The organism is Streptomyces sp. NPDC048650, assembly GCF_043199095.1.
Classification (GTDB): domain Bacteria; phylum Actinomycetota; class Actinomycetes; order Streptomycetales; family Streptomycetaceae; genus Streptomyces.
Genome location: NZ_JBICVM010000013.1, coordinates 105,620 through 125,304, shown reverse-complemented (window position 1 = coordinate 125,304; position 19,685 = coordinate 105,620). Strand labels below are relative to the sequence as shown.

The 19,685-nt window shown below is 70.6% G+C and carries 15 protein-coding genes and 2 pseudogenes; 10 read left to right on the top strand and 7 right to left on the bottom strand.

Features of this window, described 5'->3' with window-relative positions; translation table 11 throughout:
- Nucleotides 1-96 precede the first annotated feature (96 nt).
- Nucleotides 97-333 carry a hypothetical protein gene (locus tag ACGFML_RS30095; RefSeq protein ID WP_393548763.1) on the top strand — a complete coding sequence of 79 codons (237 nt, stop codon included), beginning with the start codon at nt 97-99 and terminating at the stop codon, nt 331-333.
- Nucleotides 334-450: 117 nt separating this feature from the next.
- Here the strand turns inward: ACGFML_RS30095 and ACGFML_RS30090 are convergent, their stop codons facing one another.
- Nucleotides 451-1,332: an RNA polymerase sigma factor SigF gene (locus tag ACGFML_RS30090; protein ID WP_393548762.1), complete on the bottom strand. Its 882-nt coding sequence runs from the start codon at nt 1,330-1,332 to the stop codon at nt 451-453.
- A gap of 321 nt (nt 1,333-1,653) precedes the next feature.
- Nucleotides 1,654-2,280, bottom strand: coding sequence for an alpha-ketoglutarate-dependent dioxygenase AlkB (locus tag ACGFML_RS30085; RefSeq protein WP_393548761.1), 627 nt, complete (start codon nt 2,278-2,280; stop codon nt 1,654-1,656).
- A gap of 272 nt (nt 2,281-2,552) precedes the next feature.
- Between ACGFML_RS30085 and ACGFML_RS30080 the strand changes: the two genes are divergently transcribed.
- From ACGFML_RS30080 to ACGFML_RS30060, 5 genes are all read left to right on the top strand, one after another.
- Nucleotides 2,553-3,662, top strand: a complete 1,110-nt coding sequence (locus ACGFML_RS30080) for a GDSL-type esterase/lipase family protein (RefSeq protein ID WP_393548829.1) — start codon at nt 2,553-2,555, stop codon at nt 3,660-3,662.
- Nucleotides 3,663-4,824: 1,162 nt separating this feature from the next.
- Nucleotides 4,825-5,307 (top strand): DUF3515 family protein, encoded by a 483-nt coding sequence (locus ACGFML_RS30075; protein ID WP_393548760.1) that lies wholly within the window; start codon nt 4,825-4,827, stop codon nt 5,305-5,307.
- A gap of 175 nt (nt 5,308-5,482) precedes the next feature.
- Complete coding sequence (locus tag ACGFML_RS30070) at nt 5,483-6,280, top strand: 3-hydroxybutyrate dehydrogenase (protein WP_393548759.1); 798 nt, start codon at nt 5,483-5,485, stop codon at nt 6,278-6,280.
- Nucleotides 6,281-6,408: 128 nt separating this feature from the next.
- Nucleotides 6,409-7,800: an MFS transporter gene (locus ACGFML_RS30065; protein WP_393548758.1), complete on the top strand. Its 1,392-nt coding sequence runs from the start codon at nt 6,409-6,411 to the stop codon at nt 7,798-7,800.
- 94 nt (nt 7,801-7,894) lie between these two features.
- Entirely contained in the window at nt 7,895-9,850 is a 1,956-nt protein-coding gene (locus tag ACGFML_RS30060; RefSeq protein WP_393548757.1) for a helix-turn-helix domain-containing protein, read from the top strand.
- Nucleotides 9,851-9,879: 29 nt separating this feature from the next.
- Here ACGFML_RS30060 and ACGFML_RS30055 read toward each other — a convergent pair whose 3' ends face one another.
- Together ACGFML_RS30055 and ACGFML_RS30050 are read right to left on the bottom strand one after the other, a co-directional pair.
- Complete coding sequence (locus tag ACGFML_RS30055) at nt 9,880-10,500, bottom strand: cysteine hydrolase family protein (RefSeq protein ID WP_393548756.1); 621 nt, start codon at nt 10,498-10,500, stop codon at nt 9,880-9,882.
- A gap of 233 nt (nt 10,501-10,733) precedes the next feature.
- Nucleotides 10,734-10,907 (bottom strand): alpha/beta hydrolase, encoded by a 174-nt coding sequence (locus ACGFML_RS30050; protein ID WP_393548828.1) that lies wholly within the window; start codon nt 10,905-10,907, stop codon nt 10,734-10,736.
- Between ACGFML_RS30050 and ACGFML_RS30045 the strand changes: the two are divergent.
- Together ACGFML_RS30045 and ACGFML_RS30040 are read left to right on the top strand one after the other, a co-directional pair.
- Nucleotides 10,902-11,096 (top strand): annotated as a pseudogene (locus ACGFML_RS30045) (ABC transporter ATP-binding protein); the annotation flags it as partial. The gene ACGFML_RS30050 and the pseudogene ACGFML_RS30045 overlap by 6 nt on opposite strands.
- A gap of 111 nt (nt 11,097-11,207) precedes the next feature.
- Nucleotides 11,208-11,999 carry an alpha/beta fold hydrolase gene (locus ACGFML_RS30040; RefSeq protein WP_393548755.1) on the top strand — a complete coding sequence of 264 codons (792 nt, stop codon included), beginning with the start codon at nt 11,208-11,210 and terminating at the stop codon, nt 11,997-11,999.
- Between the two features lie 105 nt (nt 12,000-12,104).
- On the opposite strand, the gene ACGFML_RS30035 is transcribed toward ACGFML_RS30040, so the two are convergent.
- Nucleotides 12,105-13,787 carry a CocE/NonD family hydrolase gene (locus ACGFML_RS30035; RefSeq protein ID WP_393548754.1) on the bottom strand — a complete coding sequence of 561 codons (1,683 nt, stop codon included), beginning with the start codon at nt 13,785-13,787 and terminating at the stop codon, nt 12,105-12,107.
- 139 nt (nt 13,788-13,926) lie between these two features.
- Between ACGFML_RS30035 and ACGFML_RS30030 the strand changes: the two genes are divergently transcribed.
- On the top strand, nt 13,927-14,658 hold the full coding sequence (locus ACGFML_RS30030) for a TetR/AcrR family transcriptional regulator (RefSeq protein ID WP_393548827.1): 732 nt from the start codon (nt 13,927-13,929) through the stop codon (nt 14,656-14,658).
- Between the two features lie 223 nt (nt 14,659-14,881).
- Nucleotides 14,882-15,346, top strand: coding sequence for a hypothetical protein (locus tag ACGFML_RS30025; RefSeq protein WP_393548753.1), 465 nt, complete (start codon nt 14,882-14,884; stop codon nt 15,344-15,346).
- A gap of 157 nt (nt 15,347-15,503) precedes the next feature.
- On the opposite strand, the gene ACGFML_RS30020 is transcribed toward ACGFML_RS30025, so the two are convergent.
- The gene (locus ACGFML_RS30020) at nt 15,504-15,863 is read right to left on the bottom strand and encodes a DUF6300 family protein (protein ID WP_393548752.1); all 360 of its coding nucleotides are present in this window, start codon (nt 15,861-15,863) and stop codon (nt 15,504-15,506) included.
- A pseudogene (dnaE, locus tag ACGFML_RS30015) lies at nt 15,860-19,457 on the bottom strand (DNA polymerase III subunit alpha). The gene ACGFML_RS30020 and the pseudogene dnaE overlap by 4 nt, the downstream one beginning before the upstream one ends.
- Nucleotides 19,458-19,685 lie beyond the last annotated feature (228 nt).

Below are 19,685 nucleotides of genomic sequence, written 5' to 3'. Positions count from 1 at the left end.
GGACCTGGAGACGCTGCCCCACTCCCGTGCCGTGCGCGCTGCCGGACCCGCTTCGGTCGGCGGCGTTGCGTCGGCACGCGGGCCGGCCAGGACCTGGTGAACCGCATGGACCAGGCGTACGGACTCGGCTTCGCCGCGAGCAGCACCGCATATCCGTTCCTCGGCCAGGGTGCGTTCGGCCACGGCGGCGCCGGCGGCTCGCAGGCCTTCGCGGACCCGCGGAGCCGTCTCGCCTACGGCTGCTCCCGCCGCCGTTTCGCCTTCGGGGGAAGCGCGACCCCCGAAGGCCACCGTCTGGTCAGAGCCGTCCACCGTGCGGCCACCGCGGGCTGAGCGGCCGACCCGTGCGACGGCCCCGACTCACGGCGCATCCGACGCGCCCCGCATCGCGAACGGAGATGCACCGGGAACGGAGATGCACCGGGAGCGGAGATGTACCGGGAGCGGAGATCATCCCTCGCTGAGCAGGCCGGCCCGCAGTTGGGTGAGGGCCCGCGACAGCAGCCGGGAGGTGTGCATCTGCGAGATGCCCAGTTCGCTGCCGATCTGGGACTGGGTCATCTCCTGGCCGAAGCGCAGCTCGAGGATGTGCCGGTCGCGGTCTTCGAGCTGCTCCAGGAGTGGCTTGAGGGCGTGCAGGTCCTCGACGAGATCCATGTCCTGGTCGCGTTCGCCGATCAGGTCGGCAAGCGGGGTTTCGTTGCCGTCCTCGTTGATGGTGACGTCGATCGACGAGGCGTTGTAGCCGTTGGCGGCCACCTGCCCTTCGACGACCTCTTCCTTGCTGATGTCCAACTCCGCGGCGAGTTCGCAGACGTTCGGGTCGCGGCCGAGCTCACTGGCTAGCTTCTCGTTGGCCCGCGCGAGGTCGACACGCAGTTCCTGGAGACGGCGGGGGACCCGCACGTCCCAGGTGGTGTCGCGGAAGAACCGCTTCATCTCACCCGTGATGTACGGGATGGCCAGCGTGGTGAACTCCACCTCGCGGGAAGGGTCGTAGCGGTCGATGGCCTTGATCAGACCGATCGTGCCGACCTGCATGATGTCTTCCATGTCGTCGCCGCGATGGCGGAAGCGCCGGGCCGCGTAGCGGACCAGGGTCAGGTTCATCTCGATGAGGGTGTTGCGGGCGTACTGGTACTCGTGCGTGCCCTCTTCAAGCGTCGCCAGTTGCCGGAAGAAAATCTGTGTCAGCTCCCGGGCGTCCTGGGGGGTGACACTCTGCGGCTCCTCGATGTACGGGAGGTCGTCCGGCCGCGCAGCCGGGATCGAGCGGACGTCAACAGCGGTCTCCTCAGAGTTGACTACAGCTGTCGCCACGCTGGCACCCATGTTCTGACTCCTCCTCTTGCGCGTTTCCCCGATCATGCGGCCGCCTACCCCCAGGTATTGGGGGCATGCACGCTCGTTCGCCCATCTGGCGGATGAGGTCTCACCGGTGGGCGTGGCGCTCCCTGCCCTCCGGAGGTCGCGACGGCACTGCGCCGCATGATGCCGGGCGGCGAGGAGCCGATCGCCCCCAGCGGCCCCCGGGAAGTCCTGGCGGCGGAACGACCAGATAACACCGCTACGACCAGACAACACTGCTACGACCTGGTAACACCGCTACGGACAGGGCTACTTGCGCCTGGGCGGTTCTGCCCTCGGTGGTGATCAGCGCACGCCGTGGGGCCGGAACTGGACACTGATCCGCGGCCCTGCCGCGCGTGCGGACTTGGGGATCGCGTGTTCCCACGTCCGCTGGCAGGAGCCGCCCATCACGATCAGATCGCCGTGTCCGAGCGGCCGCCGCACCGTGCTGCCGCCGTGACGGGGGCGCAGCAGCAGGTCGCGCGGTGCGCCCACGGACAGGATGGCGACCATGGTGTCCTCGCGTCTGCCGCGGCCGATCCGATCGCCGTGCCAGGCGACGCTGTCGTGGCCGTCCCGGTAGTAGCAGAGCCCCGCGGTGGTGAACGGCTCGCCGAGTTCGGTGGCGTAGTGGGCGGAGAGGGTGTCCCGCGCGTCGCCGAGGACGGGGTGCGGCAGCCGGTCGTCGGCGCCGTAGAAGGCGAGGAGCCGCGGTACGTCCACCGTGTGGTCGTACATCCGGCGGCGCTCGGCCTGCCAGGGGACCTCGGCGGCCAGCCGCGCGAAAAGGGCATCGGCCCCGCTCAGCCACCCGGGCAGGAGGTCGATCCAGGCGCCGTCACCGAGCCGGGTCCTGCGCACATGCCGCAGTGTGCCCAGGCGGATCTCGTCCGCCTGGTCGAAGAGCGAGCCCTGAAGATGCACGGCCATGCCTAGAGGATAACGAAAAAATCGAATATATGTTCTGTGCGTGCGAAGGGTGCCGTGCGCCGCAGGCGGTGTGCGGTGGGCGGGACGACCGTGCGCCACCCCGCCACTGCGGGTGGGGCGGAGTGTGGGGCGTGACCGCACCCTCGCACTCGAGGGCGAAATGGGATGATCCCGACGTCCTTCGTCTCTGACCCCGCCGCAGGAGAAACGCTGCTGTGACCGAGTGGATCACCACCCCCATCACGCCCGGCCTCGTGCGCGGTGCCCTCGACATGGAGCGCACCGAGCGCGGCGTACTGCCGCACCGACTCCCCGGCTGGGCCCGCAAGCAGTTTCCCGATGCGCACCTGGCCGTGATCGAGGCCCAGCCCTCCGGCGTACGGCTGGCCTTCCGTACCCGGGCCACCTCCGTCGAGCTGGACACGCTCCCGACGAAGACGGTCTACGAGGGTGTCCCTGCCGCTCCTGACGGCGTGTACGACCTGCTCGTCGACGGCCGTCGGACCGGCGGGGCCAGCGCGCCCGGCGGCAACGTGCAGACCATCGACATGGCCACCCAGTGCGCCGTCACCCATCCCGGCCCGGCCGGCACGGTCCGGTTCACCGGCCTGCCCGCCGGTGTGAAGGACGTGGAGATCTGGCTGCCGCCGGGGGAGATCACCGAGCTGATCGCCCTGCGCACGGACGCCCCGGTCGAGGCCGTGCCGGACCACGGCCGCAGGGTGTGGCTGCATCACGGCAGTTCGATCAGTCACGGCTCCAATGTCGAGAGCCCGACCGCGACCTGGCCGGCGCTGGCCGCCGCCCGGGGCGGAGTGGAGTTGATCAACCTGGGGCTGGGCGGCAACGCCCTGCTCGATCCGTTCACCGCGCGCGCCATGCGGGACACCCCAGCGGACCTGATCAGCCTCAAGATCGGTATCAACTTGGTCAACACCGACCTGATGCGCCTGCGTGCGTTCTCCGCGGCGGTCCACGGCTTCCTCGACACGATGCGTGAGGGGCACCCCACCACACCTCTGCTGGTCGTTTCCCCCATCCTCTGTCCCCTCCAGGAGGACACCCCGGGCCCCCTCGTCCCGGACTTCGACGGCCCGCGTATGCGTTTCCGGGCCCTCGGCGACCCCTCGGACCGCTCCGGCGGGCGGCTGACGCTCAACGTCATCAGGGACGAGCTCTCGCGCATCACGGCACAACGGGCGGCGGACGACCCGAACCTGCACTACCTCGACGGCCGCTCGCTCTACGGCGAAGCGGATCTGGCCGAGCTGCCGCTGCCCGACGGCCTCCACCCGGACACCGCCGGCCACCGCCGCATCGGCGAGAACTTCGCGGAGCGGGCCTTCGCGGCCGGCGGCCCGTTCGCCCTCGGCGCCGACTGAGTGGCACCCCGGACAGGTCCGTCCCCAGGGCGGGAGATGTCTCCCCGCTGCCGCATCGCAGCGAGAGCCGGCCGGCCGAAGGCACCGTCACCGCATTCGAGATCCGGTGGGCCGACAGCCGTCAACAGATCCGTTGGAAGCCGTCCGATCCTCGGTATCTGTGTGCGAACTTCGCCGACTTCGCCGACTTCGTGGCACGGTTCCGCTCCGGTCGGCCGTCGGACATCGGCTGCGCGGTGCGCGATACGGGGGCTGCGCCGCCACGCACCATCAATTGTCGACCGGCGTGACCTCGAGGCCCGGGACGCACACATCGTGGGCGTCCCGCACGGAGGTCACGCCGGTACCGTACACACTGTCGCGGGACGGTCCTCAGCGGCGAATGTCACGCGCAATTGGCCCCCGCGGTCCCTCCTCGCGTGCGTAGGCCACTCGTTCGCCTACGGCGAGACGTGCCGACTCCCCGTCCGGCTGCCGCATTTCTCCGTACGGAGCAAGGACGTCGGCGCCGTCTTCGTCCGCCCGGATGATGGCTTCCTGCCGTGCGTCGTTGGCCGCCTGCACGGTTCCTGACCTGTGGTTCCTCATCTCTACTCCCGATGTGGTGCTGTGTGTCTGCGGCATTTCCGCAGCGGTGAGATGACCTGGAGACCGCCGATCGCGGGCGAGAAAGAAAATCCCTGCGCAATGGTCGGTTCGGTCAGCCTTACGTCTAACCGTTCTTTTCTCGGAAAAGCGGCGCACACCGGTTTATCGGCGGCACTCCCGCACTCCGGGCGCATCTATCGTCGCGTCAGCCCTCGCGCGCTCCCTCCGAGAAGTCGAAGGAGGTCGGGAAAGCGGGGCGTCGGGAATTCAGGCCGGTGCTGAGGAATTGTCGCAAATATTGCGCTGATAATTTCATGGGATGGTCGGGTAAGAGGATGAGGGTGAGGAAGGGGGGAGGGGAGGGGAGGGGAGGGGAGGGGAGGGTAGGGGGCGGGCTTCGGGGGCTTCGGTGTTCCTGTCGATGTCGCGCTGTGCGCCGCAGTGGCTTTCGGTGGCGGGCGTCGAGGGGGGGGAGTTTCTGAAGGGGAGCTGCCGGCGCGGTAGTTGAGGGGGAGGGGTAGCGTTCGGGTCGGTCCTGAAGCGTGCCGATCGGCGCAGGTCATGGGGGTAGGGAATGGTGCGTCTCAGTCGTCGGTCGGGTGTCGCGATCGGTGCTGCTGCCGTCGCCGGAATCGTGATCGCCGGCGTGGTGGTGGTGCGCGCGGTGAACTCGCCGATGTCCGGCGTCGAGGCCGCGGCGAGGGGTGGCGCGTCGGAGTGCACGCGGATCGCGAAGGACGCCCCGGGGCGACTGCACGGGCAGGAGCGGGCGGACACCGGTCTGCCGGGCGTTGTGGCGTGGGGGGACGGGGCGGTGGTGCTGCGGTGCGGGCTGAAGGCGCCCCGCCCGACGGCCGATGCGTGTGTGAACGTCGACGGTGTGGACTGGGTGCTGCGGGAAGCCGAGTCGCAGGGTGGGCGGAAGCTGCTCATCACCTACGGGCGCCACCCGGCGGTAGAGGCCACGATCTCCGACTCGGGCTCCGGGACGGACGTGTCTCTGGTGGCGTTGAGCAAGTTGGTGAAGCCGATCCGGCAGCACGAGCACTGCGTCTGACACCTGCTGCAGGGCGCCACCTCGTCGGTGTGCTGCCCGGCAGGCCGAGCCCCGACGCGGCCCCGCCCGGCGGCGGGTGCGGCCACGCGCATGGCCAAGGCCGCCATATCGCCGCCGCCGAGTGTGGTGTTCGGCGACATGGGCGGCGGTACCCGTCGTGCCTACTGTTCCCGCCATGACGAGCAGATTTCCTCCTCCTCACCCCACGACCCCGGCTGCCGTCGGGGGAGTGGAACTGCGGGGGCGCGTCGCGCTGGTGACGGGCGGTGGCAGCGGCATCGGTCGGGCCTGCGCCGTGGCCCTCGCCGCCGCCGGTGCCACCGTGCACGTGGTGGACGTCGATGCGGTGGGCGCCCGAGCCGTCGCCGCCGCCATCGGCGGGCAGGCCCACGTCGCCGACCTGGCCGATGCGGCGGCCGTCGCCGCGCTGCCGGTCGGGGTCGATGTATTGGTCAACAGCGCGGGGCTCCAGCACATCGCCCCCCTCACCGAATTCCCGCCCGAACGCTTTGCCCTGCTCCAGCAGGTGATGGTCACGGCCCCGTTCCTCCTCCTGCGCCAGGTGCTGCCGCACATGTACGACGGGGGCTGGGGGCGGGTGATCAACATCTCCAGCGTGCACGGACTGCGCGCCAGCGCCTACAAGTCGGCCTACGTCACGGCCAAGCACGGCCTGGAAGGGCTGAGCAAGGTGACCGCGATCGAGGGCGCTCCGCACGGGGTGACCAGCAACTGCATCAACCCGGGCTATGTGCGTACCCCTCTGGTCGAGGGCCAGATCCAGGACCAGGCCACCGCGCACGGCGTCCGCCCCGACGAGGTGCTCTCCGATGTGCTGCTGACCCGCTCGCCGATCAAACGCCTGATCGAGCCGGAGGAAGTCGCCGCGGCCGCCCTGTGGCTGTGCGGCCCGCACACCGGCTACATCACGGGAACCTCCCTCTCCCTGGACGGTGGCTGGGGCGCGAACTGACCCGGACCGCCCGTCACCTTCCACCGCACCGCCCCGCATCGCACTTCCCCGCATCGCACTTCCCGGCACCGCACTGTCGTGCCCCGCACCTCCCCGTCCCCGCCCTGTCAGCGAAATCCGGTGACTCCATGCATCGCACCCAGGCCCCAGAGACAGCCGGCTCCGGCAGCATCGGCCGGATCGTCGGCGCCAGCCTGATCGGCACGACCATCGAGTGGTACGACTTCTTCCTCTACGGCACCGCGGCCGCACTGGTCTTCAACAAGCTGTTCTTCCCCACATCGGACCCGCTGACCGGCACCCTGATCGCCTTCGTCACCTATGCGATCGGCTTTCTGGCCCGACCGCTGGGCGGCGTCGTCTTCGGACACTTCGGGGACAAGGTCGGGCGCAAGAAGCTGCTGGTGCTCAGCCTGATGATGATGGGCGGCGCCACCTTCGCGATGGGCCTGCTGCCCACCCACGCGAGCATCGGCGTCGGCGCTCCGGTCCTGCTGACCGTACTGCGGCTGGTCCAGGGGTTCGCCCTGGGCGGCGAGTGGGGCGGTGCGGTCCTGATCGTCTCGGAACACGGCGGAGACAAGCACCGCGGCTTCTGGGCCTCCTGGCCCCAGTGCGGGGCTCCCGGCGGGAACCTGCTGGCCACCGGAGTCCTCGCGCTGCTTGCCGCCGTCCAGTCGGACGCCGCGTTCCTGGCCTGGGGCTGGCGCATCCCCTTCCTGCTCTCCGGAGTCCTGGTCGTGGTGGGACTGTGGATCCGGCTCTCGGTCTCCGAGTCGCCGGTATTCCTCGCCGCACAGGCCAGGGCCCGGACCGAGGCCGCCCGTGGGGTCAAGGAGAAGGCGCCGGTCGTCGAGGTGTTCCGGAGGGGCTGGCGGGAGGTGCTGACCGCCATCGGTACCCGGTTCGGCGAGAACATCTCCTACTACATCCTGACCTCCTTCCTCCTCGTGTACGTCACCGACCACCTCGGGCTGTCCAAGAGCACCGCGCTCAACGCGGTCCTGATCGGCTCCGCCGTCCACTTCGTGACCATCCCCGCCTGGGGGGCTCTCTCGGACCGGATCGGCCGCCGCCCCGTCACGCTGATCGGCTCGGCCGGCATGGCCGTCTGGGCCTTCGGCTTCTTCGCCCTGCTGGACTCGAAGTCGTTCGTCGTGATCACGGCAGCCGTCACGGCCGGCCTGCTCCTGCACGGCGCCATGTACGGTCCCCAGGCGGCCTTCATCTCCGAGATGTTCGACACCAAGGTCCGCTACTCCGGCGCGTCGATGGGCTCCCAACTCGCCTCCATCGTCGCCGGTGCGCTCGCCCCGGTCATCGCCGTCGAACTCCTCAAGGACCACCACTCCTCCGTACCCGTCTCCCTCTACCTGTGCGCAGCCGCCGTGGTCACCACCGTCACGGTCGCCGTCGCCAGGGAAACCCGCGGCCGCGACCTCACGGCCACGGTCCACGCGCCCGGGGCGCCACACCGGCCGGACCCCGTCTCCACCGCAGCCGGCTCGGACCCGGCCTGACCCCGCGCGGAGCACCGCGCCCGCCGCCCCGGCGCCCGCACGCGGCGGGCCCGCCCGGCCGCCCACGCAGCATCCGCACCGAAGGGCTGCCAGCATGGCCCCCGTGACCGATCCCACCGACCAGACCGACCCGGCGGCGAACAGGGCCGCGGCCGCACTGCGCCAGCTGCTGGACCTGCTGGCGCAGGGGGCGGCTGCCGAGCGGTTGACCAGGCCCGCCGCCGACGCACGTGCCGCCGGAGCGGGGCCGGGCGAGCAGACCCTCATCGAGGAGGCCACCCAGGTCGCCCTGGAGGTCCACCACACGCTCGCCCAGCACCGTCGGCGCGAAACCGAACTGACCGCGCTGTTCGACACGGCCGGCGACCTCGCCGCCCTCCGGGACCTCGACGCCGTACTGCGGGCCATCGTCCACCGGGCCAGAACCCTCCTCGGCACGGACGTCGCCTACCTCACCCTGAACGATGCGGGTGCCGGAGACACCTTCATGCGCGTCACGGACGGCTCCGTCTCCGCCGCGTTCCAGCAGCTCCGGCTGGGCATGGGGGAGGGGCTCGGCGGCCTGGTCGCCCAGACGGCCCGTCCCTACGCCAGCACCGACTACCGCTCCGACAGCCGCTTCAGGCACACCCGGGCCATCGACAGCGGGGTGAACGAAGAAGGGCTGCGCGGCATCCTCGGCGTGCCGCTGCGGATCGGCCCCCGTGTGATCGGCGTGCTCTACGCGGCCGATCGCGTCGCGCGCGAATTCCGGCCCGACGCCGTCGCGCTGCTCTCCTCACTCGCCGATCACGCCGCCGTCGCCATCGACGGTGCCCGGCTGCTCGACGAGACCCGCGCCACGCTCGTCGAACTCAACGCCGCCACCGAAACCGCCCGAGCCCACACCGAGGCGATGCGGCTGGCCGCCGAAACCCACGACCGGCTCACCCAACTCGTCCTGCGCGGCGGCGATGTCGCGGACGTCGCCCAGGAGATCGCCGCGCTGCTGGAGGGCGGCCTGGTGATCCACGACGCCGACGGTACCGAGCTCGCGCGGATCGGCACCGACCCGATCGGCCCGCCGGCCCGGGGCGTGACCGCCTCACGCACCAGTGGCCGGGCCGTCCCCGTGGACGGAAACTGGGTCTGCGCCGTTCTGGCGGGCCCCGAACTCCTCGGCAGCATCACCCTCACCGGCCGGCCCGGTCTCACCGACACCGACCGCCGACTGTTCGAACGGGCCGGTCTGGTCACCGCGCTGCTGCTCCTGCTGCGCCGCTCCATCGCCGAAACCGAGGACCGGGTCCGCGGCGAACTGCTCAGCGACCTGCTGACCGCCGAACACCCCGGCCGCGTCCGCGACATGGACAGCCAGACGATCCGGGCCCGCAAACTCGGCGTCAACCTCGCCCACCCGCACGCCATCCTGGTCCTGCACTGCGACCCCGACCTGCGGCCCCGGCTCACCGCGGAGACCGCCCGTCGCGCACGCGCACTGAACGGTCTGGCCGGAGTGCACCGAGGCCACGTCGTGCTCCTCACCCCGTCCGATCGGCCCGGCCTCCTCGCCCGGACCCTGGCCGCCGAGCTGGGACAGGCGCTCGGCACCCCCGTCACCGCGGGCTCGGCCGGCCCGGCCGCGCAACCGGGCCACCTGCCGACCGTCTACACCGAGGCCCTGCGCTGCCTGGAGGCCCTGCACGCCCTCGGTCACACCGGACACGGAGCCAGCCTTCCCGACCTCGGGTTCCTCGGCGTACTGCTCGGCGACCGGAGCGACATCGGCGGGTACGTCCACCAGGTGCTCGGCCCGGTCATCGACTACGACACGCATCGCGGCACCGAACTGATCCACACCCTGGAGGTCTACTACTCCCACGGAGCCAGCCTGTCCAAGGCGAAGGACGCCCTGCACATCCACGTCAACACCGTCGTCCAGCGCCTGGAACGGGTGCGGCAGCTCCTGGGCGAGGACTGGAACGCCCCGGCCCGCGCCCTGGAGAACCAACTCGCTCTGAAACTTCACCACTTGGCGGAGATCGGCCGGCCGCCGACACCGGACCTCTGAGTCCGGCCCCCCTCGGCCGGACTGCGCGCTCAGCGGCCGGCCGCGGGAACCGCTGCCGGACCCGACGCCAAGGTGCCGGTGTCAGTGCCGGTGCCGGTATCGGTGCCGGTGCTCGTCAGGGTCCTGGACCACTCCTCCACCGTGAGGACGTCGGCCTCCCGGGGGAACAGCTTCCCCATCAGGACGGCATGCACCTCGGGGTCGTCGTCGGCGCAGGCGTCCGACAGCACGATCTGCCGGTACTGACGTTCCGTCGCCTCCCGCACCGTACTGAGCAGGACGCCGGCGGTGCTCAGCCCGAGCATGACGAGAGTGTCGGCACCGAGCCCGCGCAGTACCGCGTCGAGGTCGGAGGTCGCGAAGGCCCCGACGAATCGCTTGGTGACCACCGGCTCGCCGCTCCTGGGTGCCACCGCCGGGTGGATCTCCGAGCCCGGGTGCGACTCCAGCAGAGCATCGGTGCCCAACAGTGGGGCGAAGAGCTTGTTGGACGAGGCGACCTCCGCCCTGCCGGCACGGTGACGGACGACCACATGGACCACGGGCACCCCCGCCCGGCGGGCGGCGGAGACGGCTTCCGCCATCCTGGGCAGGAACGCGGAGGACGCCGCCTCGGAAAATCGCTCCACGATGCTGTGCTGAACATCCATGGCGAGCAGAACCTGCATAGGTCGATTCCCACTTCTCTGTGCCGGAAGCGCGCCGGCGTCGTCTCATCCAGACACGCCGCGCCTGGTGACCGGGCCGTTCGCCCGGTCACCGGCCATCACAGCGCATGGGCGGAGTGCGGTGCGAGGGTCGATCGCAGCACGCAGCGATCACGAATCGAGATGGCCTCGGAGTCGGCCCTCGGCCGGCGCGAACTCCCGTGTGCCGTAGGGGCTCAGGGCGTCGGCAGGCCGGGTCCGGCGCAGTGCACATCGGCCGGGGCAACGGTCCCGTCGCCCAGATACGCGGCGGCCGCTTCGTCCACGCAGGCGTTGCCCCGACTGGCGAACACGCCGTGCGAGTAGTCGTTGTGGAGGGTGACCGGGCGTGAGCCGGGCAGGTCCGCCACGACCTGTCCCTGCTTCTGATCACCCACGACCTCGACGTCGCGGCCGCGGCGACCCGGATCGCCGTACTCGACGCCGGCGAACTCGTCGAACAGGGACCGGCACAGCAGGTGCTCACCGCGCCGCGGCACCCCTGCACCGCCGCCCTCGTCGAAGCCTCGGCGCGCACGACGGCGACGACGGCCCCCTGACCCGCAAGCCGCAGGTGGGATCGGGCAGTTCTTCCGGCGACGACCGATGGGTCCGGCGGACCGCTACGGTCTGTCTCCTGGAAACCGTGTGCGGGTGAGAAGGGTGAGGCGATGAGCTACGCCGAAGTCGACGGACTGTCCCTGTACTTCGAGGAGCACGGCTCCGGTCCCGGTGAGCCGCTGGTGCTGCTGCACGGCGGGATCGGGGCGGGCGAGACGTTCGCGTCGGTCCTGCCCGCCCTCGCCGACCGGCGCAGAGTCGTCCTGGTCGACCTGCAGGGCCACGGGCGCACGGCGGACATCGACCGTCCGCTGCGGCCGGAACTGATGGCGGACGACATCGCCGCTCTGATCCGTCATCTCGGTCTGGCGCGGGCCGATGTGTTGGGCTACTCCGTGGGCGCCGACGTCGCCCTGCGCACCGCGATCCAGCACCCTGCGGTGGTGCGCCGGCTGGTGGTGGTCTCCACCCCGACCCGCCGGGACGGCTGGTTCCCTGAGGTCGTCGCAGCGATGGACCAGATGAGCGCGGCAGCCGCCGAGCCGATGAAGCAGTCTCCCCTCTACGAGCTGTACGCACGGCTGGCGCCCCGACCGCAGGACTGGCCGGTACTGATCGGCAAGCTCGCCGAACTCAAACAGCGGGACTACGACTGGACCTCCGAGGTGGCGACGATCACCGCGCCGGTGCTGCTCGTCTTCGGTGACGCCGACGCGGTGCGACCCGCCCATGCCGTGGAGTTCTTCGCCCTGTTCGGCGGCGGCACACGGGACGCCGGCTGGGACGGCTCCGACCGTCCGGCAGCCCGACTGGCCGTCCTGCCGGGCGTCACGCACTACGACATCCTCACCTCACCCCTCCTGGCAGGGGCGGTCGCGCCGTTCCTGGACGCCGCGTTCTGAGGGGAGCGGCCGGGCCGGCACCAGGGGACTGCTCGGTGGTGCGGGGCCGCCGCGCCTCGCCGGAGCGCCTTCGCCGCGACCGGCGGCGAAGGCGTCCGTGACCCGTCAGACCGCGGGGGACGGATGTGTGGACTCCGCTTCCACGAGGGGAAGAACGAGCGCGGACGGATGGTGGAGCGACAGGTCGACCGGTATGAGGCGGGTGGCCGTCGCCAGGGGTTCGCCGGAGCCGGTGTTGCGGGCGAAGCGAGGGTGGGCGCCCCCGCTGACCTGGAGGCGGATCCGGTGCCCGGCGGCGAAGCGGTAGGCGGTGGAACTCATCGCCACCGTGACGGCGGCCGGGGCGGCTCCGGTGGGTTCCAGCCGTCGCAGTCCGTCACAGACGTTGGTCGAGCGGCCCCGGCCGTCGACGTCGCAGAGCCGGGCGAAGACGTCGGCGTGACCGGTGCCGGTTCCGACCGCCAGCGCGACGCTCACCGGCCCGAGGACCTGAACCGGCTCGGTGAGCGGTGCCGTGGTGAAGGTCAGCACGTCGTCCCGGGCCTCCAGAGCGGTGTTGTCCTGATGTCCCGACGACTTGGACAGCAGGGGCCCGCCGACCGAGGGCGTCGGGTCGGCCGGGTCGTAGCGGAAGGACTGCGGCGGCGACGCGCCATCGGGCGCCTCGGTGCTCAGAGTGCCGCCCTCGGTGAGGTACCAGCGCCGATGGGTGGTGGCCGGCGGCCAGTCGGGAAGGTCCTGCCATGTCCGCCGGCCGCCCAGGTGGACGCGCGCCCTTGTCCTCCGCAGGCCGGACCGGTCGTCGCACAGATGGGCGCGCAGCCAGGCGAGGCTCTCGGCGAAGACCTCGGGCCAGCCCTTCTCCAGGGCGGAGTGGTGTGTCCAGGGGCCGACGAGCAGAGCGGTCTCGCACCCGGCGCGCCGCAGTCTGCCGTACTGCTGGAGGGTCTGGTCGAGGGCCACGTCGTGCCAGCCGGTGACCAGGCTGGTCGGCACCGTCAGCCGTTCGGCCGCGACTCCCATGTCCACCCCGTGCCAGTGTGCGTCCTCGGGGTCGGGATGGGCCATCGCCTCCTCCAGGAACGGCACCCGGCCGCCCAGACCGGGCACATACGCCTCACCGAGGGGAAGAGTCCGGGCGATCCTCCCGATGTGGCGCTGCAACCGCAGGGCGCCCCGGACGAGGCTCAGGGCGCTGCGGTGCTGATGTGTCAGGCCCATGGTGGTGGCGAGGGTGTTCTCCAGGGCGAAGGCGCCTCCGGAGTAGAAGTAGCCGTGCAGGTTGTGCAGGCCGACCTGGACGACCATCGCGCGCAGCTCCGGTGGCGGGTCCTGGGCGAGTGCCCACTGGACGTAGCCGAGGAAGCTGGGGCCGATCGTCCCCAGTACGCCGGTGAACCAGGGCTGCCGGCGCAGCCAGGCGACGGTGGCCCGGCCGTCGGCGGCCTCGTTCTCCCACAGGGCGAAGTCGCCGCCGGATCCGCCGGTGCCGCGACAGCTCTGCAGGACGACGTGGAAGCCCTGTTCGGCGAAGAGCACGCCGTACATCGCCGCCCAGGGGAGGCCCCGGCCGTACGGCGAGCGGATCAGGAGCGTGGGGAAGTCCCCGTCGGCCAAGGGGAAGTAGCGATCCGTCAGCAGCGTACTGCCGTCGGCGGCGGGCACTTCGAGGTCGGGCTCGTGCCCGACGTCGTGGAGCTTCGGAGGCAGGCCCCGCAGGGAGCGCCTCAGGGCCCGGACGTGCAGGGGCGGCTTCTTCGCGGACGAGTGGGGTGTTGCCGTCGTCATGGTGCCTCGATTCCCGGATCAGGATCACGATCCGCGCTATTCTCGTACGTCGTACGAGAATAGCGGGTGATTGGATGGCCGACAGGAGTGAGGAGAAGATGCCGTGGCCCCTGCAAGATCGTCCGGCCGTCATGCCGGTGTGGATCCCGAAGCGCTCTGGTCGCCGGCCCCACGCCCGCGACGGGGCAGGCCGCCGACGCACAGCCGCGCCGCCGTCACCGCCGAGGCCGTCGCCCTCGCCGACGCCGAAGGGCTCGCCGCCGTCACCATGCGCGCGATCGCGGGCCGGATCGGGGCCGGAACGATGTCCCTCTACAGCTACGTCCCCAACAAGGAGACGCTGCTGGAGCTCATGATCGACAAGGTGAGCGGCGACCACCGCCTGCCGCCGGCGCCCTCCGGCGACTGGCGCGCCGACCTTCGGAACGTCGCCCACGAGCAGCGCGCACTCATGCACCGCCACCCCTGGCTGCCCCAGGCGCTCACCGTGCGGCAGACGCTCGGCCCGAACACCCTCGCCGTCGTGGAACACGTCCTTGCGGTGCTCGCCCCCGTCGGCCTGGACGCGCAGGCGGCACTGGAGACCTTCAGCCTGCTCACCGGCTTCGTGACCAGCCACGTTTCGTACGAACTCGCCCAAGCGCAAGTGCAGGCGCAGGCCCGGGCCGAAGAGCAGGCGACCGGGGCCGCCGGCCGCACCCCGGGCGAACTCTTCGACGCACAGGCCCGCTACCTGCGGTCCGTCGCCGCCGGAGGCGCGTACCCCTTCCTTGCCCAAGCCCTGGCAGCGCCGAGCGGAGACCCGTCGCCCCAAGCCGTTTTCGACCGTCTTCTCGACCGTATGATCAACGGGCTCACGACGGCGCCATGACCAGCGCGAACGCTTCTCACCGGCTCTTGTCGCCCTCGGGCCGGCCGCCCCCGACGCGCGCGCCACCACGCTGGGACGCGGTGGAACCGCATCGCCGCCCGCCCCGCCGGTGGCTTCTTCTTGCCTCAATCCAGCCGTCGCCCCGTGCGGTGCCCGTAGCGTGCTGACCCTGCCCGGAACCGAGAACCAGGACCCGGCCGGGAACTCAGGACGAGGAGCCCTCATGAGCACCTTCCGCCGCAACGCCGCCGTCGTGACCGGAGTCGCCGTGACCGGAGCCGTCGTCGCGCTGGTCGCCTTGGGGGTCGCCGCCGCCCCCGCATGGGCCGCCGACAGCCGCGCCCAGCCTCCGTCCCCCGCCTCCAGCGCAGAGGACCCGTACGTCCTGCAGAACGCGGAGCGGAACTGGACGGGCACCTTCGACGGTCGCCCCCTGATCCGTCTGACGCCGGCCGCCGCGCGGACCGGCTCCGGCGTCTACTTCCTCTACATTCCCTCCTCCGCCACCGTCGAGCACCTCCCCACCCCCGACGAGCGCGACGCCGCCGACTGGCAGGACGTCCTCTTCCCGCTGCCGCGCACACCTCGCAGCCTCGAGGTGCGTTACGGCGACCCCCAGCAGCCGGACAGCGCCGAAGTGGTGGCCCGGGTCACGGCTCGCGAGCACGGCGAGGCCGCACCCCGCTGAGGCGGTCGGTCGGCGGCGTCCCATGTGCCGTGCCGCGCAAGACCGTTGCGGACCGGACCCGGCAGGGCCGGTGCCGCGACGGCATGCCGTCGGCACCGGCGCGGCGAAGGCCGACGACGCCGGTTGTGGAGCGCGACGCCGTCTCGCTCGATCTTTCCTACAGTTCGCCGGTTCGCCACCGAGCCTCCTCCGCATCCAGGTCCGCGAGGTTCGGTGCGCGATCGCGTACGGCGTTCAGCCAGTCATGAAGGAGTCCGCCGAACGCCTCAAGATGTGCCGCATCCAGTGGACCGTCTCCGGCGAACAGCGCCAGTAGCCCTCCCGCCGCAGGGTCGGTGGTGTCGCAGGACCGGCAGAGCACCGTCTCCCGGAGACCATCGACTCGTTCTCCGGTCCGGTTGCGCCAGGCGTGCGGGTGGCGGGCGACCAGCAGCACCGGAGTCTCGCAGCGTGGGCAGGGAGGCGTCCCGGACATCCGCAGGGCGCCGGCCGCCCGCTCTTCGGCCCTCGGCGTCATGCGAGACCCACCCACGCTTCAGCCCCGAACGTGCCCTTCACGTCGGAGACGACGGTGGTGGCGTCCACCGTGGCCTGCAGGGCGTAGACGGTGGTGTTCCGGACGTTGCGGACGCTGAGGTGGACCGGGCTGCCGCCCGGGTGGGCCGCGAGGATGCGCCTCAGTTCGCTGACGGACTGTTCGGTGATCCGGTGGGAGGGGAGGGCAAGTCGCACCGGAGGTTTCCCGCCGTGCTCGGCCGAGGACACGTCCAGCACCTTGAGTTCCCTGCCGAAGATGTTCAGGGTCCCGTCCCGGTCCTCGATCCTGCCCCTGACGGAGACGACGTTGTCCGCCGCCAGCGCGTGCTGCACGAGCGGGTAGGAGGCGGGGAAGAAGAGGACCTCGATGCCGGCGTCACGGTCCGCGAGGTTCACGACGGCCCAGGGGTTGCCCTGCTTGGTCACCTTGAGCTGGATCCCGGTGATCAGCCCCGCGAGCTGCACGTCCCCGGTGTCGCGGCCGGAGACGAGGAGTTCGGCGAGGGAACAGTCCCGGGCGCCGGAGAGGATGTGCTCGGCGCCGTCCAGCGGGTGGGCGGAGACGTAGAGGCCCAACATCTCCCGTTCGGTCGCCAGGAGCTGTCTGCGGGGCCACTCCGCCTCGCCGATGGGGAAGTCGAGGCCGAAGGCCGGCCCGTCGCTTCCGTCGCCGCCCGGACCGGCGAAGAGATCGTCCTGCCCGAAGCTCGCCGCTTTCTTCACGGGGATGATCGCGTCGATGGCATCCTCGTGGATGGCGGTCAGGCCCTTGCGCGAATGCTCCAGGGAATCGAAGGTGCCGGCCTTGATCAGGGATTCCACGGCTCTCTTGTTGAGCGCGGGCAGGTCGGCCTTGTCGAGGAAGTCGGAGAAGGCGGTGAACTTCCCCTTCCGGCGGCGGGCGTCGACGATGGCCTCGATGACGTTGTCGCCGACGTTGCGTACGGACCGCAGCCCGAACCGCACGTCGTCACCGACGGCGGTGAACTCCGCGACCGACTCGTTCACGTCGGGCTGGAGAACTCGGACGCCGTTCTTGCGGGCGTCGGCGAGGTAGACCGCGGCCTTGTCCTTGTCGTCCCCGACCGAGGTGAGCAGCGCGGCCATGTACTCGGCCGGGTAGTTGGCCTTGAGGTAGGCGGTCCAGTACGAGACGAGGCCGTACCCGGCGGTGTGGGACTTGTTGAACGCGTAGCCGGAGAACGGGAGCATCACATCCCACAGGGCCCTGATGGCTTCCTCGCCGTAGCCGTTGCTCCGCATGCCGTGGTGGAACGTGTCCCACTCGGCGGCCAGCACTTCCGGTTTCTTCTTACCCATCGCACGGCGCAGCAAGTCGGCCCCGCCGAGGGTGTACCCGGCCAGTTCTCGGGCGGATGGCCATGATCTGCTCCTGGTAGACGAGCAGGTGGAAGGTGTTCCCGAGGATGGGCTCCAGGGCGTCGCGCAGCTCGGGGTGGATCGGGGTGATCTCCTGGCGGCCGGTCTTGCGGTGCGCGTAGTTGGTGTGCGCGTTCGCCGCCATGGGGCCGGGGCGGTAGAGGGCGTTGACCGCTGCGATGTCCTCGAAGCGGGTGGGTTCCATCTGCTTCAGCAGGACCCGCATGCCGCCGCCGTCGAGCTGGAAGACGCCGAACGTGTTGCCCTCGGCCAGCAGCCGGTACGTCCTGGCGTCGTCCAGGGGGATCAGGACGGTGGCGGGGTCGCCGTCCAGGGGGGCCACGGTGGACAGGCTGATGCCCCGGTTCCCGCGGATGTTCTCGATGGCCTGGTCGATGACGCCGAGGTTCCGCAGCCCCAGGAAGTCCATCTTGATCAGGCCCATCGCCTCGCACGACGGGTAGTCGAAGCCGGTGATCTTCACGCCGTCCGAGGCACGCATGTGCAGCGGGATCCGGTCGGTGAGCTTCGTCTTGGACAGGATCACCGCAGCGGCGTGCACACCGGTACCGCGGGTGAGGCCCTCCACGCCGCGGGCGGTGTCGATGACCCGCTTCACGTCCGGCTCGTTGTCGTACATCTGCCGGATCTCGCCGGCTTCGGCGTACCGCTCGTGCGCGGGGTCGAAGACGGCGGCCAGCGGGGCGGACTTGCCGTTCTGGTCCGGTGGCAGCGCCTTGGTGATCCGCTCGCCGTGGGAGTAGGGATACCCCAGGATGCGCGAGGAGTCCTTGGTCGCGTTCTTGGCCTTGATCCTGCCGAACGTGTTCACCATGGCGGTGTACTCGTCGCCGTACTTCTCCGTGACGTAGCGGACCATTCGGTCGCGCCGGCGGTCGTCGAAGTCGAGGTCGACGTCGGGCGGGTTGATGCGCTCGGGGTTCAGGAACCGTTCGAAGAGGAGGCCGTGTTCCAGGGGGCAGAGTTCGGTGATGCGGGTGGCGTAGGCGACGATGGAGCCGGTGGCCGAGCCTCGGCCCGGACCGAGGGGGATCCTGTTGTCCCGGGCGTGGCGGCAGATGTCCGCCACCACGAGGAAGTACGAGCTGAAGCCCATGGGGCCGATGACCGTCATCTCGGTCTCGAAGCGGTCCATGACGTGCTGGGGGACCGGGTTCCCGTAGCGCATCGCCAGGCCCGTGAGGACTTCCTTGCGCAGCCATGACTCCTGGGTCTCGCCCTCGGGTACGTCCGGGAACTGCGGCATCTCGTCGACGTAGTCGAAGACCTCTTCGTAGGACTCGATGCGCTCGGCGACCAGCAGGGTGTTGTCGCAGGCCTCCGGAAGCTCCGCGAACAGGCTGCGCATCTCGACGGCTGTCTTGAGGTAGTAGCCGGAGCCGTTGAAGCGGAAGCGGCCCGGGTCGTCCTTGTTCCTGCCGACACCGATGCACAGCAGGCTGTCGTGGGCGTCGGCCTGGTCCTGGGTGACGTAATGCGCGTCGTTGGTGGCCAGGAGGGGGATGTTCAGTTCCTTGGCCAGACGCAACAGGCCACCACGGACGTCACGCTCGATGTCCAGGCCGTGGTCCATCAGTTCCAGGAAGTAGTTCTCGCGGCCGAAGATCTCCTGGTAGGCCGCGGCGGCAGCCTTCGCCTCGGCGTACTGGTTCAGCCGCAGGCGGGTCTGGATCTCGCCGGACGGGCAGCCGGTGGTGGCGATGATGCCGTGCGGCCGTTCAGCGATCAGCGCACGGTCCATGCGCGGCTTGCCGGCGGGGAACTGGCCCTGATAGCTGGCCTGCGTGCTGAGCCAGAACAGGTTCCGCAGGCCCTGCACATTCCGCGCCCACATGGTCATGTGGGTGAAGCGGCCGCCACCGGAGACGTCCTTCGACCCCTCACCGTCGGCGCTCACCGCACGACGGCCCCCCGGTCCCCAGAACTCCTGCTTCCGGACAAAACGCGAGGAGGGCGCCACATACGCCTCGATGCCGATGATCGGCGTGACGCCCTGGAAGCCCTTCGCGACCTGCGCGAACTCATGGGCACCGAACATGTTGCCGTGATCGCTCATGGCGATCGCGGGCATCCCCTGGCGGGCCACCTCGCCGAACATCGGCTTCAGCTTCTGGGCGCCGTCCAGCATCGAGTATTCGGTGTGATTGTGCAGGTGGACGAAGGAATCCGGCACGGGTGCGTCACCTCCGGGGTGAGTAGGAAGCCCCACCCCGACCAGAGACGCGATGGTGACCTTGTGCATGACCGACCGCACCGGCATCGGCAGATGGGTGGACGACTCGGCCCGTCGCGGTGCGGTCACACAGGCGGGGCGACCGCTGGGCCGAACACACCGGTGCAAGCGATCGGCCCGAGCCCTTGAAGCTCGGGCCCGGCAACCGCCCGCCGCCGGACAGCTCTC

Bases quoted from the DNA above. Each gene is read 5' to 3' on its own strand.
- ACGFML_RS30090 (WP_393548762.1), bottom strand. From the start codon at position 1,332: ATGGGTGCCAGCGTGGCGACAGCTGTAGTCAACTCTGAGGAGACCGCT.
- ACGFML_RS30085 (WP_393548761.1), bottom strand. From the start codon at position 2,280: ATGGCCGTGCATCTTCAGGGCTCGCTCTTCGACCAGGCGGACGAGATC.
- ACGFML_RS30080 (WP_393548829.1), top strand. From the start codon at position 2,553: ATGGAGCGCACCGAGCGCGGCGTACTGCCGCACCGACTCCCCGGCTGG.
- ACGFML_RS30075 (WP_393548760.1), top strand. From the start codon at position 4,825: ATGGTGCGTCTCAGTCGTCGGTCGGGTGTCGCGATCGGTGCTGCTGCC.
- ACGFML_RS30070 (WP_393548759.1), top strand. From the start codon at position 5,483: ATGACGAGCAGATTTCCTCCTCCTCACCCCACGACCCCGGCTGCCGTC.
- ACGFML_RS30065 (WP_393548758.1), top strand. From the start codon at position 6,409: ATGCATCGCACCCAGGCCCCAGAGACAGCCGGCTCCGGCAGCATCGGC.
- ACGFML_RS30060 (WP_393548757.1), top strand. From the start codon at position 7,895: ATGGCCCCCGTGACCGATCCCACCGACCAGACCGACCCGGCGGCGAAC.
- ACGFML_RS30055 (WP_393548756.1), bottom strand. From the start codon at position 10,500: ATGGATGTTCAGCACAGCATCGTGGAGCGATTTTCCGAGGCGGCGTCC.
- ACGFML_RS30040 (WP_393548755.1), top strand. From the start codon at position 11,208: ATGAGCTACGCCGAAGTCGACGGACTGTCCCTGTACTTCGAGGAGCAC.
- ACGFML_RS30035 (WP_393548754.1), bottom strand. From the start codon at position 13,787: ATGACGACGGCAACACCCCACTCGTCCGCGAAGAAGCCGCCCCTGCAC.
- ACGFML_RS30025 (WP_393548753.1), top strand. From the start codon at position 14,882: ATGAGCACCTTCCGCCGCAACGCCGCCGTCGTGACCGGAGTCGCCGTG.
- ACGFML_RS30020 (WP_393548752.1), bottom strand. From the start codon at position 15,863: ATGACGCCGAGGGCCGAAGAGCGGGCGGCCGGCGCCCTGCGGATGTCC.